The 14,785-nt window shown below is 68.3% G+C and carries 13 protein-coding genes; 10 read left to right on the forward strand and 3 right to left on the reverse strand.

Going from position 1 to position 14,785, the window contains the following annotated elements:
- The first annotated feature begins 45 nt into the window (after nucleotides 1-45).
- Together rfbD and rfbA are read left to right on the forward strand one after the other, a co-directional pair.
- Complete coding sequence (gene rfbD / locus M3465_RS16890) at nucleotides 46-891, forward strand: dTDP-4-dehydrorhamnose reductase (RefSeq protein WP_249502875.1); 846 nt, start codon at nucleotides 46-48, stop codon at nucleotides 889-891.
- Nucleotides 881-1,789, forward strand: coding sequence for a glucose-1-phosphate thymidylyltransferase RfbA (gene rfbA / locus M3465_RS16895; RefSeq protein WP_249502876.1), 909 nt, complete (start codon nucleotides 881-883; stop codon nucleotides 1,787-1,789). Before rfbD ends, rfbA begins: the two co-directional genes overlap by 11 nt.
- 303 nt (nucleotides 1,790-2,092) lie before the next feature.
- Here rfbA and M3465_RS16900 read toward each other — a convergent pair whose 3' ends face one another.
- Complete coding sequence (locus M3465_RS16900) at nucleotides 2,093-3,172, reverse strand: DUF2793 domain-containing protein (protein WP_249502877.1); 1,080 nt, start codon at nucleotides 3,170-3,172, stop codon at nucleotides 2,093-2,095.
- Nucleotides 3,173-3,385: 213 nt separating this feature from the next.
- On the opposite strand from M3465_RS16900, the gene M3465_RS17175 reads away from it, so the two are divergent.
- From M3465_RS17175 to M3465_RS16915, 3 genes are read left to right on the forward strand one after another with little or no spacing between them, the layout of a single operon-like run.
- Nucleotides 3,386-5,830: a glycosyltransferase gene (locus tag M3465_RS17175; RefSeq protein ID WP_249502878.1), complete on the forward strand. Its 2,445-nt coding sequence runs from the start codon at nucleotides 3,386-3,388 to the stop codon at nucleotides 5,828-5,830.
- On the forward strand, nucleotides 5,827-6,657 hold the full coding sequence (locus tag M3465_RS16910) for a hypothetical protein (protein WP_249502879.1): 831 nt from the start codon (nucleotides 5,827-5,829) through the stop codon (nucleotides 6,655-6,657). The genes M3465_RS17175 and M3465_RS16910 overlap by 4 nt, the downstream gene beginning before the upstream one ends.
- Before the next feature lie 18 nt (nucleotides 6,658-6,675).
- Nucleotides 6,676-8,103, forward strand: a complete 1,428-nt coding sequence (locus M3465_RS16915; protein ID WP_249502880.1) for a mannose-1-phosphate guanylyltransferase/mannose-6-phosphate isomerase — start codon at nucleotides 6,676-6,678, stop codon at nucleotides 8,101-8,103.
- A 56-nt stretch (nucleotides 8,104-8,159) separates the two neighbouring features.
- Here the strand turns inward: M3465_RS16915 and M3465_RS16920 are convergent, their stop codons facing one another.
- Both M3465_RS16920 and gmd read right to left on the reverse strand, forming a co-directional pair.
- Entirely contained in the window at nucleotides 8,160-9,536 is a 1,377-nt protein-coding gene (locus M3465_RS16920) for a phosphomannomutase (RefSeq protein ID WP_249502881.1), read from the reverse strand.
- A 72-nt stretch (nucleotides 9,537-9,608) separates the two neighbouring features.
- Complete coding sequence (gene gmd, locus M3465_RS16925; protein WP_249502882.1) at nucleotides 9,609-10,646, reverse strand: GDP-mannose 4,6-dehydratase; 1,038 nt, start codon at nucleotides 10,644-10,646, stop codon at nucleotides 9,609-9,611.
- A 239-nt stretch (nucleotides 10,647-10,885) separates the two neighbouring features.
- Here gmd and M3465_RS16930 point away from each other — a divergent pair, with 239 nt between their 5' ends.
- From M3465_RS16930 to kdsA, 5 genes are all read left to right on the forward strand, one after another.
- Complete coding sequence (locus M3465_RS16930; protein ID WP_249502883.1) at nucleotides 10,886-11,122, forward strand: BrnA antitoxin family protein; 237 nt, start codon at nucleotides 10,886-10,888, stop codon at nucleotides 11,120-11,122.
- Between the two features lie 98 nt (nucleotides 11,123-11,220).
- The gene (locus tag M3465_RS16935) at nucleotides 11,221-12,087 is read left to right on the forward strand and encodes a glycosyltransferase family 2 protein (RefSeq protein WP_249502884.1); all 867 of its coding nucleotides are present in this window, start codon (nucleotides 11,221-11,223) and stop codon (nucleotides 12,085-12,087) included.
- Nucleotides 12,088-12,156: 69 nt separating this feature from the next.
- Complete coding sequence (locus tag M3465_RS16940; RefSeq protein WP_249502885.1) at nucleotides 12,157-13,107, forward strand: KpsF/GutQ family sugar-phosphate isomerase; 951 nt, start codon at nucleotides 12,157-12,159, stop codon at nucleotides 13,105-13,107.
- Complete coding sequence (locus M3465_RS16945) at nucleotides 13,104-13,889, forward strand: 3-deoxy-manno-octulosonate cytidylyltransferase (RefSeq protein WP_249502886.1); 786 nt, start codon at nucleotides 13,104-13,106, stop codon at nucleotides 13,887-13,889. Before M3465_RS16940 ends, M3465_RS16945 begins: the two co-directional genes overlap by 4 nt.
- Nucleotides 13,886-14,698, forward strand: coding sequence for a 3-deoxy-8-phosphooctulonate synthase (kdsA, locus tag M3465_RS16950; RefSeq protein WP_249502887.1), 813 nt, complete (start codon nucleotides 13,886-13,888; stop codon nucleotides 14,696-14,698). Before M3465_RS16945 ends, kdsA begins: the two co-directional genes overlap by 4 nt.
- The last annotated feature ends 87 nt before the right edge of the window (nucleotides 14,699-14,785 follow it).

Raw genomic sequence — 14,785 nt, forward strand, 5'->3', positions numbered from 1 at the left:
TCCCGGGGAGCGCGAGGGGCTGGCCCCTCGCTGCCGACAACAGCCATGATCCTCGTCTTCGGAAAAACCGGGCAGGTCGCCACCGAACTCCAGCGGCAAGGGGATGTCACCGCCCTGGGCCGCGACCGGGCCGACCTGTCGGACCCGCAAGCCTGCGCGGCGATCATCGCGGAGCTGAAACCGGCCGTTGTCATCAACGCCGCCGCCTACACGGCCGTCGACAAGGCCGAGGACGAAGAGGCCATTGCCCGGACCATCAACGCCGAAAGCCCCGGCGCGATGGCCGGCGCCTGCGCGCATCTGGACATCCCCTTCCTGCACATCTCGACCGACTATGTCTTCGACGGGTCCGGCCCCCGCGCCTGGACGGAAACAGACCCTGCCCAACCGCAAAACGCCTATGGCCGCACCAAGCTGGCGGGCGAAGAGGCGATCCGCGGCACAGGCGCGCGGCATATCATCCTGCGCACCGCCTGGGTGTTTTCCGCCCATGGCGCGAATTTCGTCAAGACCATGCTGCGGCTCAGTGAAAGCCGCGATGCGCTGCGCGTCGTCGAGGACCAGATCGGCGGGCCGACCCCGGCGGCGGATGTCGCCGCCACGCTGCTGACGCTGGCGGGTGCCGTGCGGAACGGTGCGGATGGTGGCACCTATCACTACGCAGGCACCCCCCACACAAGTTGGGCCGGCTTCGCCCGCGAGATCTTCGCGCAGGCGGGGCGCGATGTGACCGTCACCGGCATCCCCTCCGCCGGCTATCCGACCCCTGCGCAACGCCCGCTCAATTCCCGGCTCGATTGCGCCAGGCTGGCGTCGGATTTCGGGATCGGACCTGCCGACTGGACCGCGGGACTGGCCGCCGTATTGAAGGATCTCGGGTATGACACGTAAGGGCATCATCCTCGCCGGCGGCTCCGGCACGCGGCTCTACCCGATCACCATGGGGCTGAGCAAACAGCTGCTGCCGCTCTATGACAAGCCGATGATCTACTACCCGCTCTCGGTGCTGATGCTGGCCGGCATCCGCGAGATCGCAATCATCACCACGCCGCAGGATCAGGCCCAGTTCCAGCGCCTGATGGGGGACGGCGCGCAATGGGGTCTGTCCTTCACCTGGATCGAGCAACCCTCGCCCGACGGGCTGGCGCAGGCCTATCTTCTGGCCGAGGATTTCCTCGCGGGCAGCCCCTCCGCCATGGTGCTGGGCGACAATATCTTCTTCGGCCACGGCCTGCCGGAGGTTCTGGCCAATGCGGATGCCACGAGCACCGGCGGCACCGTCTTCGGCTACCGGGTGGCCGATCCCGAACGCTATGGCGTGGTGGAGTTCGGCGAGGGCGGCACGGTCCGCCGGATCATCGAGAAACCGGCCAGGGCGCCTTCGCCCTACGCGGTGACGGGGCTTTACTTCCTCGACGGCACCGCGCCGGCGCGCGCGGCCAAGGTCACGCCCTCGGCGCGCGGCGAGCTGGAAATCACCGCGCTCCTGGAAAGCTATCTTGCCGATGGCGCGCTGCATGTCGAACTGATGGGACGCGGCTATGCCTGGCTCGACACCGGCACGCATGGCTCGCTTCTCGATGCGGGGAACTTCGTGCGCACGCTCAGCGAAAGGCAGGGCCAGCAGATCGGCAGCCCCGACGAGATCGCCTTTGCCCAAGGCTGGATCGACGCGGATGCGCTGCGCGACCGCGCCGCGATGTTCGGCAAGAACGGCTATGGCGCCTATCTGCTGGGGCTACTGGACGAGGGATCATGGCATCCCTCTCCCTACCGCCCTCCACCCTGAGGCGATTCGGATAAGGAAAGGTTGAACTGGGGTAGCTCGCTTCGAGAGTGAAAGCCTCCAGGCAAGGAAGGTTCGGCTTTGATGCGTTGGATTGTCGTGACCTTGCTTGTTTGGCTTGGCGGGCCCGAGCCGCGCGAGCGCCGTCACGCCGGAAGGCGCTCTTCCCTCTGAGCCCCTCGCTTTATCCCTGCCAAACCCGGAGAGCCTTCACACCGAAGGGCGGATATTGATAAAGCGCCGCCCCGATGGGGCGTGACGGCGCTCGCGCGGCGGCCTTCGGCCTTGGTTCCGCGCGGAACCCGCTCACACCCACCGCCCGATCGCGCACAGCCGCAGCGTCAGACCGCCGGGAATCGCGATCAGCGCGGTCGCCTTCAGCCCGGTGGACAGCCCCCCATGCGGCGCGAAACAGGGCCAGGCGCCGGTATTGCCGCTCTCGCCGGTCAGGATCGGCGGGCGGCCGGGGGCGAAACCGGCCGGGAAGGTCCAGGCCAGGTGCCCGCTCTGGAAAAGCGCACCGGCGGGCGTGTCGATCGCGCCGGTGGCGATGCCGGGGCTGGTGCAGATCTGCGTGCCGTCGGCAAAGCGGACATAGTCGCCATTGGCATTGCTGCCCCGCTCGATCACCGCGCCGGTGGGCATGCCGCCCGCATCCTGCGAAACCGGCCCCAGCAGCGTGCCCTTGAGATAACCGTCGCCCGCCCGCATCAGCTTGGCCGGGTCGGGATCGTCCGGCCCGTCGCTCACCGCCGCCCCGCTGGCCGCGCCGCTGGCAGGATCGAAGCGCAGCGCGGTGGTCCAGGCGCTGCCATCGCTGACCTTGATCGAGAACGCATCCTCGCCCGCCAGCCCCATCTCGGCATATCCCGTCCAATCCGACTGGAAGAGCAGGCTGGCGGTGTCGCCCGTGCCCGCCTTGTTCAGCTTGAGCCGGTGGCCCGCGCCCTCATGGCTCAGCACCGTGCCGGGGGCGGCCACCGCCAGCCGCGCCTCCGCGTCGGGCGGGGTGCCGAGGCCCAGCCGGTCGGGCAGGGCGGTCGCTCCCGCCGCGCCCTGCCAGGCGCCGCTTTGCCAGACCGCCTCCGCGCCCTCATCCTCGATCCAGGCGCGCCAGCCGGGATTGGGCGGAAAGAAAATCCACCCGCCGTTTTCCGCCAGCGCGACGGCGTGATCCTGACCGGCCCAGGCCCCTGTCGCCCCGCCTGCCACGATGAAGCGCGCGCCCGGCGCGGCGCTCTCGGGCGCTTCGGTCAGGCTGCGGCTTTGCACCGACAGCTGCACCAGCGCATCGAGGCTGCGCAGCGCCTCGTTATGGGTGACGTGTTTTTGCGCCTGCGACGGCTGGATATAGGGCAGGGTCAGGATCGGAGTGGTCTGGGACATGCGCACGGCCTTTCATGAGGTGGTTTGGCCGGACGCTAGGGGCGCATTGGTAAAGGCGCTCTAAGCGTAGCGTGCGTTGCGCATCTGGCGCGGGGGGATTCGAGTATTTGGAAAGAGAAGACGCCGGGGATCTTTCCAGGGCGTTTTAACACTTTGTTAAACGGCGGCGCTTAGCAGGGAGGGGCGTATTCTCAGGACCGGATCCTTGCCCTCGTGACGAGAGTTTTCACCATTCTGGCCAAATTGCTGCGGCGGCTTTCGGGGCTGCGCGATCATGTCGATGGGGTGCAGGACGGCGCAATTCACGGCTGGGCCTTGCCAAGGCCGGGGGCCGGGCCGGTGCCGGTGGCGCTTTATGACGGGCGTGTGCGGCTGGGCGAGGGGCTGGCCTGCCGGTTCCGCGCCGATCTGCGCGATGCGGGGCTGGCGGGGGGCGCTTGCGGGTTTTCCCTGCCCCTGCCGCCGGAGGGCGGGGTGCTGCGCATCTGCCGGCTCGACGGCCCGCGCCCGGTGGAGATCGGGCGGCTGCGGTTGGGCAGCGCCCCACGCGTGCGGGCGCGTGCGCCGCGTGCAGGCACGCTGACCGAGGCGCTGGGGCCGGGGATCGCCGCCCTGCGTAGCGCGCCGATAGCGGCGCCGGATGCGCCCGCTCCGCTCACACGCCGGCAGGCGCTGCTCTTCGAGCCCACCGACCCGGCCAGCAGCCTGCCCCTGCCGGATCCGCTTTGCGCCTACATGGCCTATGCCCGCCCGCGCTACCGGCTGGAGGGGGAGTTCGATTGGGACCGCGCGCCCGAGGAGGCCGCGCATTTCCTGAACTGGATGCTCACCGCCTATGCGCCGATGCGCGCGCCGCTGAAAGTGCCGCTTTCGAGCCGCGCGATCCAGTGGCTCAACGCGCCCGTGACCTTGCCGGGCCAGCGCGCGCGGCTCAGCCGGGCGACCTGGGGCGCGCTGACGGGCGCGGCGCATCTGCGCGAGGGGATGGATTTCGCCGATCCCGACTGGCTGGAGCGGATCACCTATTGGTGGGCCGTGCATCATGCCCCCGCCATCGGCGGCGAGGATTGTCTTGTGCCGGATGCCTATGCCGCCCGTCTTTCGGGCTTGCCCGAGGGGCAAAACGGCCTCTTTCCGCTCTCGCGATACATGCTGCGCTGGATGGCGGAGATCCCGGCGCTGGCCGTGCTCGATCCGGCCAGCCCGGAGGACCGGCGCCAGATCACCCTGGCCGCGATGCTCCGCGCGGCCGAGCGGCCGGACACGCTGCGCTACCTGCCGCGCGCCAGTGTCGAGACGCTCTTGCAGGAGGATGCGCATGGCCAGACGCCCTTTGGTGCCTTTCTCAACACGCTGGACGGGCGCACCGGCCCGCTCGCCCGCGCGGAATATGCCGCCGTTCTGAAAGGGCGCGGCTATGACATGGAGGCGCGCCGCTTCACAACGCGCACGGCGCAAGGCCACCGTCTGCACGCCGCCGCCCTGCCGGCGCCTGCGCTGCATGGCGGGCCGCGCATCGATGTGCAGGTGATCGGCCCGGTGGCCAAGGCAAGCGGGCTGGGGCAGGCGACGCGCGCCTCGGTGGCGGCGCTCAAGGCGGCGGGGATCGCGCCGCAAGTGGTGAATTTCGATCTCGACAACCCGGCGCCAAACCTGAAAACCCCTTGCATAGAGCCGCAATCCGCCCGCGCCGCGCGGTTCAGCCTGCTGCATCTCAACGCCGAGTCCATCCCGCTGCTCACCGCCTATGCGCCCGACATCACGAATGGCTCCCATACCGCCGCCTATATGTTCTGGGAACTGACCAAGCCTGCCGCCTGTCATGCGCTGGCGCTGCGGATGGTGGACGAGATCTGGGCCGCCTCCGAACATGGCCGTGCGATCTATGCGGGCGCCTTCGACGGACCGGTGCAGGTGATGGGGCTCGCCAATGAGGTGGCCCCGCAAGCCGACAGGCTGGCCGCGCGCGCCGCGCTGGTGGCACGCGGCGGGTTCGATCCGGGCGCGTTCCTTTGTATGGCGAGTTTCGACAGTTTCTCCTTCGTGCAGCGCAAGAACCCGCTGGCGCTGATCCGCGCCTTTGCCGAGGCGTTCCCTGAGGGCGGCGCGCAGCTGCTGCTCAAGACGCAGAACCGCACCCGCGTCAGCGATCCGGCACAGATCGCCGTCTGGGCCGAGATCGACGCCGCGACCAGGGGCGATCCGCGCTTCCGCATCCTTGATGAGACCCTGCCCCATGCCGATCTGCTCACCCTCACCGCCGGGGCCGATGCCTATCTGTCGCTGCACCGGTCCGAGGGCTGGGGCTTCGGCATGATCGAAGCGATGGCCTTGGGCGTGCCGGTGCTGGCGACGGGCATTTCCGGCAACCTGGCCTATTGCGACAACGCCACCGCCTTTCTGGTGCCGGCCAGGGAAGTCGCGCCCGCGCCGTCCGATTACATCTTCACCCCCGAAGGCGGGCTTTGGGGCGCGCCGGATCACGGTGCCGCCGTATGGGCCTTGCGGCAGATGCAGGCCAATCCGGCTCTGCGCGCCCGCAAGGCGCAAGCGGCGCAGGCGCGGGTCTTGCAGGACTTCTCGCCGGAGGCGGTCGGCGCACGCTACGCCGCGCGGATCGAGGCGGTGCTGGGACAGAACAAGGAACAGGCGGCATGACTCTCATCCTGCCCTTCATCGACCGGCCCGCCTATGTGATGGGGGTGAGCTGGCCGCGCTCGGGCCATCACCTTCTGGCGCGGCTTCTGCGGCTCTATTTCGGCGAAAGCTTCGCCTATTGCGCCTTTTACGGGCAGGCGGGTTGCTGCGGCACAGCGCCCTGCGCCCGCGCCGGCACCATCCGCTATTCCAAGAACCACGATTTCGACGGCCGCCTGCCGCAAACCCGCGGCCAGCGCGTGCTGATCCAGACGCGCGCCTTCACCCCGTCGGTGGTGTCGAATTTCGAACTTTACCTGCGCGAGGGCGGAACGGACGATGCCGCCAGTTTCGCCCATTTTGCCAGCGCGCAATTCACCGCCTGGCGCGCTTTTCAGGCCAAATGGGTGACCTCGCGCTATGGGCAGGGCCAGACGGTGATTCCTTACGAGGATCTGATCGCCGATCCGGCCGCCGCGCTCGCCCGCGCGCTCGGCGCCTTCGGCGAGGCGCGGCCCGATGCGGGCCGGATGCGCGCCGCCATCGCCCGCGTCGATGGTGAGGAAGTGGCCGGGCGGCAGATCCGCCCGCGCCCCGGCACCGGCGTGCACGCCATGCGCGATGTGACGCGTTTTCGCCATTACGAGCCCGCAACATTCGCCCGTCTGGACAAATTGCGGCTGACCCGGCAGGAGGTGAACGCAGTGTTCCGCCGCCATCTGGGCCGGGACGCTGCCGAGGCGAACATGCTGGCATTGCAGACCATGCGCTCGCAGGTCGCGGTGGAGCGGATGATCCTCGGCTCACCCGAATACGCCGCCCGGGGCCGCAGCCTGCAGGCGGTCTGACCGCGAGGACGCGCGCCGATGACAGACCAGACCCCGATCACCCCCGTCCTGCTATGCGGCGGGTCCGGCACAAGGCTCTGGCCCCTCTCGCGCAAGAGCTATCCCAAGCAGTTCGCGCAATTCCTGGGCGAAGAGAGCCTGTTTCAGGAAGCCGCCCGGCGCGTGGCGGGCGAGGGGTTCGCCGCGCCGCTGGCGGTGACCGGCGAGGGGTTTCGCTTCATCGTGGCCGAACAGCTGGATCATTGCGGCATCCGCGCCGCCGGTATCCTGATCGAGCCGGAGGGGCGCAACACCGCGCCCGCCGCCGCCGCCGCCGCGCTGCATCTGGCGGCAAGCGATCCTTCGGCTCTGATGCTGCTGGTGCCGGCCGATCACGCCATTCCCGACGATGCCGCCTTCCGCGATGCGGTGATGACGGGCGCGCCCGCTGCCGCGGCGGGCCAGATCGTCACCTTCGGCATCGCGCCGACACGGGCCGAAACCGGCTATGGCTGGCTGGAGGCGGGGCAGGAAACCCATCCGGGCGTCAATGCGCTGGAGCGGTTCATCGAAAAGCCGGACGCGGCCAAGGCCGAGGCGCTTTTCGCCGATGAAAAGCATCTCTGGAACGCCGGCCTGTTCCTCACCCGCGCCGATACGCTCATCGCGGCCTTCGAGGAACACGCCCCCGACATCCTGGCCGGCACACGCGCCGCGATGGAGGCCGCGACGCCCGATCTGGGCTTTCTGCGCATCGATCCCGATCTCTGGGCGCAGGTGCGGGCCGAGAGCATCGATTACGCGGTGATGGAGCAGGCGGGGAATGTCTCTGTCGTGCGCTTTGCCGGCGGCTGGTCCGATCTGGGCAGTTGGGAGGCCGTCTGGCAGGAAAGCCCGCAGGATGGCAGCGGCAACGCGCTGGCGGGGCTGGCCACGGCGATTGAGTGCGAGAACACGCTCTTGCGCTCGGAATCGGGTGAGATCGAGCTGGTGGGCATCGGGCTGAAAAACGTGGTCGCCGTGGCGATGCGCGACGCGGTGCTGGTGGCCGACATGACCGACAGCCAGAGCGTGCGCCGCGCCGTCGACACGCTCAAGGCGCGCGGCGCGAAACAGGCGGTGCAACTGCCCGTCGATCATCGCCCCTGGGGCTGGTTCGAAACACTGATCCTCGCGAACCGCTTTCAGGTCAAGCGCATCCATGTCCATCCCGGCGCGTCGCTCAGCTTGCAAAGCCATGTGCACCGCTCCGAACACTGGATCGTCGTGGCCGGCACCGCCCGCGTGACGGTGGACGGTGAGGAACGCCTGCTGACCGAGAACCAGTCGGTCTATATCCCGCTGGGTGCGGTGCACCGGATGGAAAACCCCGGCAAGGTGCCGATGGTGCTGATCGAGGTGCAGACCGGCAGCTATCTGGGCGAGGACGACATCATCCGCTACGAGGATATCTACGCGCGGACCTGAGACAGGGGCGATGTTCAGTCGACTGAACATCCCGGATGCGTCGACGCATCCGGCACCTATGCCAAACGCGCCGCCACCGCTTCCAGTGTCTCGCGCATCAGCGTCTCGGCGCGAGATACAGTCTCTGCTTCGGCGTAACAGCGAAATTCCGGCGCATTGCCCGAGGGGCGCAGGTGGATCACCGAGCCGTCCGCGAAACTCACGCGCAGCCCGTCGGTGAGATCGCATTCGCTCTCCGCCGCCCGGCCCGCGAAAAACGCCGCGCGCGCCTCAGGGCTGCCTGTCAGCTCCGCGATAAAGGCCTGCGACGCCTCGCTGGCGATCCCGGCGATCCGGTCGGCCGCGGTGAAGCGTTGCGGCAGATCAGACACCAATGCGGCCAGATCCGCGCCTTTTGCCCGCGCCATCGCCAGCGGCGCCACGATCGGCAAGAGGCAATCGCGCGTCATCAGCGGCGCCAGCGCGCCCGCCGGCCCTTGCGCGGCGAAGCCCAGCAGGAAGCCGCCATTGGCCTCATAGCCGACGACCCTGCCGCCCGCCTCTTCCATCGCCGCGATGACGTAAGGTGAGCCGATCTTCGTGCGGATCACCCGGGCGAACCCCATTTCGTCCACCATCGTGTTGGACGAGACCGGCGTTGCGATCACCTCCGCGCCCAGGAACCGCGCCGTGAGCGGCCCCAGCACATCGCCCGGCACCAAATGCCCATCGGCATCCACCACCATCGGCCGGTCGGCATCGCCATCGGTGGAGACCAGCGCATCGAGCCGGTGCTCGGCGCACCAGTCCTTGAGCATGGCGCGGGTCTCGGCATCCACCGCTTCGGTGTCGACGGGAATGAAATGATCGGCGCGCGCCAGCCGGATCACCTCGGCCCCCATCCGCGCCAGCGCATCGGCCAGCGCATCGCGCGCGACGGAGCTGTGCTCGTAGACGCCGATGCGCCAGCCTGTCAGCGCATCCGCGCCGAACGCCTCGACATAGCGCGAAACGTAAATCTCCAGCGCGCCCTGCCCGCGCCGGTATTCGCCCGTTTGCGCCGTATCAGAGCCTGATCCGAGCGCGGCAAGAATGGCCTGCTCATCCGATTTCGCGATCTCTCCGCCGGGCAGGTAGAACTTCAGCCCGTTGCGATCGGCGGGAATGTGGCTGCCGGTGACCATCACCGCCGCCTGCCCCGCCCCCATCGCGGCCAGCGCCAGCGCAGGGGTCGGCAAGGCGCCGTGATCCACCGCGGTCAGCCCCATGCCGCGCACCGCGCCGATCACCGCCTCGGCGATATCGGGCGAGGAGGCGCGCAGATCGCGCCCCACATGCACCGCGCCGCCATGCGGACAGGCGCGCAGGAAGGCGCGCGTATAATCGGCCACCAGCTCCGGGGTCAGATCGCTAACAAGGCCGCGCAGGCCGCTGGTGCCGAATTTGGGGGGCATGTGTCTCTCTTTCAGGCAGGGCGCTTGCCGCCTCTATGCCCCCGGCGCGGGGCAGGGCGCAAGGCCGCGCCGTCAGGCCACCGCGTCGTAATCGGCGCGCGCCATCATCCCCGCCAGGGCGCGCACATCAACGCCCGGTCGCCAGCCCAGCTCGCGCCGCGCGCGGGAAGCATCGCCGACCAGCAGATCGACCTCGGCGGGGCGGAAGAAGGCCGGGTTCACCTCCACGACGCGCCGCCCGGTGCGCCGGTCGGTGGCCACCTCCTCCACCCCCTCGCCCTGCCAGTCGAGCGGCATGTCGAGCGCCTCTGCGGCGAAGCTGACGAAATCGCGGATCGGCGTGGTCACGCCGGTGGCCAGCACATAGTCGCCGGGGGTCTCCTGTTGCAGCATCCGCCACATGCCCTCGACATAATCGCCGGCAAAGCCCCAGTCGCGCCGCGCCGAAAGATTGCCCAGCTGCACCGGCGCATTGCCGCCGCGCGCGATCCGCGCCAGCCCGCGGGTGATCTTGCGGGTGACGAACTCCTCGCCGCGCAGCGGGCTTTCATGGTTGAAGAGGATGCCGCAGGAGGCATGCATGCCGAAGCTCTCGCGGTAATTGACGGTGATGTAATGCCCGTAGGCCTTGGCCACGCCATAGGGCGAGCGCGGGTAGAACGGCGTCGTCTCCACCTGCGGCACGGCCTGCACCAACCCGAACATCTCGGAGGTCGAGGCCTGGTAGAACCGCGTCTCGGGCGCCAGCGTGCGCAATGTGTCAAGCAAACGCGCCACGCCCAGACCGTTCACATCGCCCGCATAGACCGGCTGCTCCCAGGAGGAGCCGACAAAGCTCTGCGCGGCGAGGTTGTAGAACTCGTCCACCGGCACATCGCGGAGCAGGCGAAAGACATTGTTCATCTCCGAAAGGTCGAGATCGTGCAGATGCACGCGATGCGCCACGCCGAGCGTCTCCAGCCGCGCCAGATCGGCCTGCGCGTTGCGGCGCAACCCGCCATGCACCTCGTAGCCCTTCTCCAGCAGCAGCTTCGCCAGATAGGCCCCGTCCTGCCCGGTGATCCCGGTGATGAAGGCACGCTTGCGCGATGGTTCGGTCTTGGCAGACATGATGAAAATCTCCCGTCAGGGTTGCGTTGACGTGTTTATCCGGCGGGGAATGTAAAGATTGGGTTAAGGTTAACCGCTCGGCAGGAAAAATTTCGGATTCATGAAGCTCGGCAATGGCATCCCCTGCGTGGTGATCCATATCGAGCGGGGCGGAAGCACCCGACTTATCTCTGCATGGAAGGCAGGACGCAAAGAGTATGAAACCTACAAGACCCGCTTCCCTTGAGGACATCCGCGCCATGAAAAAGCGCGGCGAAACGCGCCGGACGCGCGCCGATGCGCCCGAACCGGATATGCCCGATGGATTCTGGGAGACCGCCACCCCGCAGCCACCCAGGATCAAGCAGCCCGTCACGATGCGCGTCGATCCCGATATCATCGAATTTTTCAAGCAGCAGGACCAGAAGGGCCACCTGACGCGCATGCATGCCGTCTTGCGCTCTTATGTCGATGCGCAGAAAAAGCGGCATCCCTGAGCCACCGGGCGCCATCTGCAAACCGCCGCCGCCCGCCGCTTGCCCCCACGGGCGCTTGCCCCTATTGAGGCCGCGCCTGTTTGCGAGTGCCTGTCCGGATGACCCTCATCACCCTTTCGTCGATCCCGCCGCGCTTCGGCCTGATCGGCCCGACGCTCGAATCGCTGGTGGCGCAATCCGGTGTTGACGGGGTGGAGCTGACCCTGCCGCAGCGCTACCGCCGCTTTCCGGATTGGGACGGCACGTTGCCGCCGGTGCCCCACGGCGTGACGATCCACCGGAGCGAGACCGATTACGGCCCTGCCACCAAGGTTCTGCCCGCCGCGCGCCGCCATAAGGGGCAGGGCGTGCGGCTGCTGCTCTGCGACGACGATCGCGATTACCGTCCCGGCTGGGCCGCCGGGCTGCTGGCAGAGGCTGACCGTTACCCGGATCGCGCCGTGGCGCTGGCCGGATGGGACATCGCCGGGATGCCGCCGCGCAAAACCCACGCCAGCCCGCGCCACGCGCGCCGCTCTCGTAAATGGGACATGGCCTATCGCGCCGCCCGCCTGCGCCAGATCCTGCGCGGGCAGGGCAAGGTCGGGCTCGCCGGCAAGCCGCCGCGCCGCATCATCGCGCGGGCGGGCTTTGCCGATATCTTCGAAGGCTATGGCGGCGTGGTGCTGCGGCCCGAGTTCCTGGACGATCAGAGCTTCGACATCCCCCCCGAGGCGTTTCATGTCGACGATGTCTGGCTCTCGGGCGCGCTGGCGCGAGCAGGCATCGGCATCTGGCTCGCCGCCGATCGACCCGAACCCAAGACAACGCAGGCCGATCGCGCCGCCGCGCTCTACCGGCACCGCGAGGAAGACAAGGGCCGCGCCGAGCTTGACGCCGCCGCAATCGAGATGATGCGCGCGCGCTGGAACATCTGGGGCGGAGCCGATGTGCCGATCCCCGAAGCCGGCGCGCGGCAGATGTAACGCTGCCCCCGCATTGGACAGCGCGCACGCCACAAGCTATCACCGCCCCGAACCAGACCGCAGGCCGACATGACCGACACCCCCACCGAGATCGCGCGCCAGGTGCTCGCCACCGAGGCCGCCGCCCTGAGCCGTCTGGCCGAGGCATTGCCCGAAGGGTTCGACAGCGTCGTGGCGCGGCTTCTCGATCTGCCGGGGCGGGTGATCGTCTCGGGCATGGGCAAATCGGGCCATGTCGGAGCCAAGATCGCGGCCACCCTGGCCAGCACCGGCACCCCGGCGCAGGCGGTGCATCCGGGCGAGGCGAGCCATGGCGATCTGGGCATGATCACCCGCAATGACGCGGTGATCCTGATCTCGAATTCGGGCGAGACGCGCGAGCTGGCCGACATGATCGCCTATTGCACACGCTTCGAGATCCCGCTCATCGCGATCACCAAGAAGCCCGGCAGCACGCTGGCCCGCGCCGCCGATCACGTGCTCCAACTGCCCGACGCGCCCGAGGCCTGCCCGCTGCGCATGGCCCCCACCACCTCGACCACGCTGACGATGGCGCTTGGCGATGCGCTGGCGGTGGCGCTGATGCAGCATCGCGGTTTCGACCGCGACAGCTTCAACGCCTTCCATCCCGGCGGCACGCTGGGCGCGCAATTGCTGCGTGTCTCGGCGGTGATGCACCGGGATGACGCCCTGCCCGTGGTCGCCCCCGACACGCCCATGGGCGAGACGTTGGTGGTGATGAGCGCCAAGGGCTTCGGCGTCGCCGCCGTGGTCGAGGAGGGCGCGCTTGAAGGCGTGATCACCGATGGCGACCTGCGCCGCAATCTCGACGGGCTGACGGGGCGGACAGCGGGCGAAGTGGCCACGCGCAACCCCCGCTCCATCGCGCCGGGTGCGCTGCTCACCGAGGCTTTGGCCGAGATGAACGCCCACAAGATCGGCGCCTTGATGGTGACGGAAGAGGGCAGGCTTGTGGGACTGATCCACATCCACGACCTTCTGCGCGCGGGTGTGGCATGAGCGCCGTGGTCTTCATCCCCGCCCGCTACGCCTCCACCCGCTATCCGGGCAAGCCGCTGGTCGAACTGGCCGGCGCCACGGGCGAGAGAAAACCCCTGATCCAGCGCGCCTGGGAGGCGGCAAAGGGCGTTTCCGGCATAGATAGGGTCTATGTTCTGACCGACGATGCCCGCATCGCGGACGCGGCCAAAGGCTTCGGCGCCGATGTGCTGATGACTTCCACGGGTGCCCGCAACGGCACCGAACGCTGCGCCGAAGGGCTGGCGCAGCTGGATCGGGACCCTGACGTGATCGTCAACCTGCAAGGCGATGCGCCACTCACCCCGCATTGGTTCGTCGAGGCGCTGATCGGCGCGATGCAGCCGGGCGTGCAAATGGCCACCCCGGTACTGAAATGCGACGCGCAGACGCTGACCAACCTCGTCACCGACCGCCGCGAAGGCCGGGTCGGCGGCACGACAGCGGTGATGCGCTCCGACCGAACCGCGCTCTATTTCTCCAAGGAAGTGCTGCCCCATGTGGGTGGTCTGAGCAATCCGCCCGAGGTCTGGCACCATGTCGGCGTCTACGCCTACACGCCCGCCGCCTTGCGCGCCTATGCCGGCTGGCCCGAAGGCCCGTTGGAACGCGCCGAAGGGCTGGAGCAGCTGCGCTTTGTGGAAAACGGCACCCCCGTCACCTGTGTGCCGGTCGAAAGCCGGGGCCGGGTGTTCTGGGAACTCAACAACCCCGTCGATGTGGCCCGCATCGAAGAGGTCCTCAAACGCGAGGGTACGCCATGAAAACAGTCTCTATCGGTAGCATCAGTGTCTCGAATACCGCTCCGCTCACCCTGATCGCCGGCCCCTGCCAGCTGGAATCGCTGGAGCATGCCCGCATGCTGGCCGAGCGCATCGCCGCCGCAGCAGATGGCAGCCCTTGGATCTTCAAGGCCAGCTATGACAAAGCCAACCGCTCCTCGCTCAAAGGCAAGCGCGGGCTCGGCATGGACGAAGGCCTCTCGATCCTGAGCAAGATCAGGGCCGAATTCGGCATCCCCGTGCTGACCGACATCCACACCGCAGACCAATGCGCCCCGGTGGCTGAAGTGGTGGACATCCTGCAAATCCCCGCCTTCCTGTCGCGCCAGACCGACCTGCTGCTCGCCGCCGGCGAAACCGGCGCCGCGATCAACGTCAAGAAGGGCCAGTTCCTTGCGCCGTGGGACATGGAAAACGTCGCCGCCAAACTCGCCAGCACCGGCAACACCCGCATCCTGCTCTGCGAACGCGGCGCCAGCTTCGGCTACAACATGCTGGTCTCCGACATGCGCTCGCTCCCGATCATGGCGCAGACCGGCTACCCGGTGGTGTTCGACGCCTCCCATTCGGTGCAACTTCCCGGCGGGCAGGGCACAAGCTCCGGCGGGCAGCGCGAATTCGTCCCGCCGCTCGCCCGCGCCGCCGTCGCGGTGGGCGTCGCGGCAGTCTTCATCGAAACCCACGAAGCCCCCGATAATGCGCCCTCCGACGGGCCCAACATGGTGCCGGTGGAGCAATTGCCGCGCTTGCTGGCGACGTTGCGCCAACTCGACCGCGTGGTGAAGGGGTAGGCCAGCCGAAGCCCTTTTCTTTTTTTGTAAACACCATTCAGAAATGTCACCGGCTGCGCAAAGCAGGAATGTCACCGAAAGCGCTGA

This window comes from Marivita sp. GX14005, assembly GCF_023370775.1.
Classification (GTDB): Bacteria; Pseudomonadota; Alphaproteobacteria; order Rhodobacterales; family Rhodobacteraceae; genus Marivita.

Coding starts and splice junctions, on each gene's coding strand:
- rfbD (WP_249502875.1), top strand. CDS start 46: ATGATCCTCGTCTTCGGAAAAACCGGGCAGGTCGCCACCGAACTCCAG.
- rfbA (WP_249502876.1), top strand. CDS start 881: ATGACACGTAAGGGCATCATCCTCGCCGGCGGCTCCGGCACGCGGCTC.
- M3465_RS16900 (WP_249502877.1), bottom strand. CDS start 3,172: ATGTCCCAGACCACTCCGATCCTGACCCTGCCCTATATCCAGCCGTCG.
- M3465_RS16910 (WP_249502879.1), top strand. CDS start 5,827: ATGACTCTCATCCTGCCCTTCATCGACCGGCCCGCCTATGTGATGGGG.
- M3465_RS16915 (WP_249502880.1), top strand. CDS start 6,676: ATGACAGACCAGACCCCGATCACCCCCGTCCTGCTATGCGGCGGGTCC.
- M3465_RS16920 (WP_249502881.1), bottom strand. CDS start 9,536: ATGCCCCCCAAATTCGGCACCAGCGGCCTGCGCGGCCTTGTTAGCGAT.
- gmd (WP_249502882.1), bottom strand. CDS start 10,646: ATGTCTGCCAAGACCGAACCATCGCGCAAGCGTGCCTTCATCACCGGG.
- M3465_RS16930 (WP_249502883.1), top strand. CDS start 10,886: ATGAAAAAGCGCGGCGAAACGCGCCGGACGCGCGCCGATGCGCCCGAA.
- M3465_RS16935 (WP_249502884.1), top strand. CDS start 11,221: ATGACCCTCATCACCCTTTCGTCGATCCCGCCGCGCTTCGGCCTGATC.
- M3465_RS16940 (WP_249502885.1), top strand. CDS start 12,157: ATGACCGACACCCCCACCGAGATCGCGCGCCAGGTGCTCGCCACCGAG.
- M3465_RS16945 (WP_249502886.1), top strand. CDS start 13,104: ATGAGCGCCGTGGTCTTCATCCCCGCCCGCTACGCCTCCACCCGCTAT.
- kdsA (WP_249502887.1), top strand. CDS start 13,886: ATGAAAACAGTCTCTATCGGTAGCATCAGTGTCTCGAATACCGCTCCG.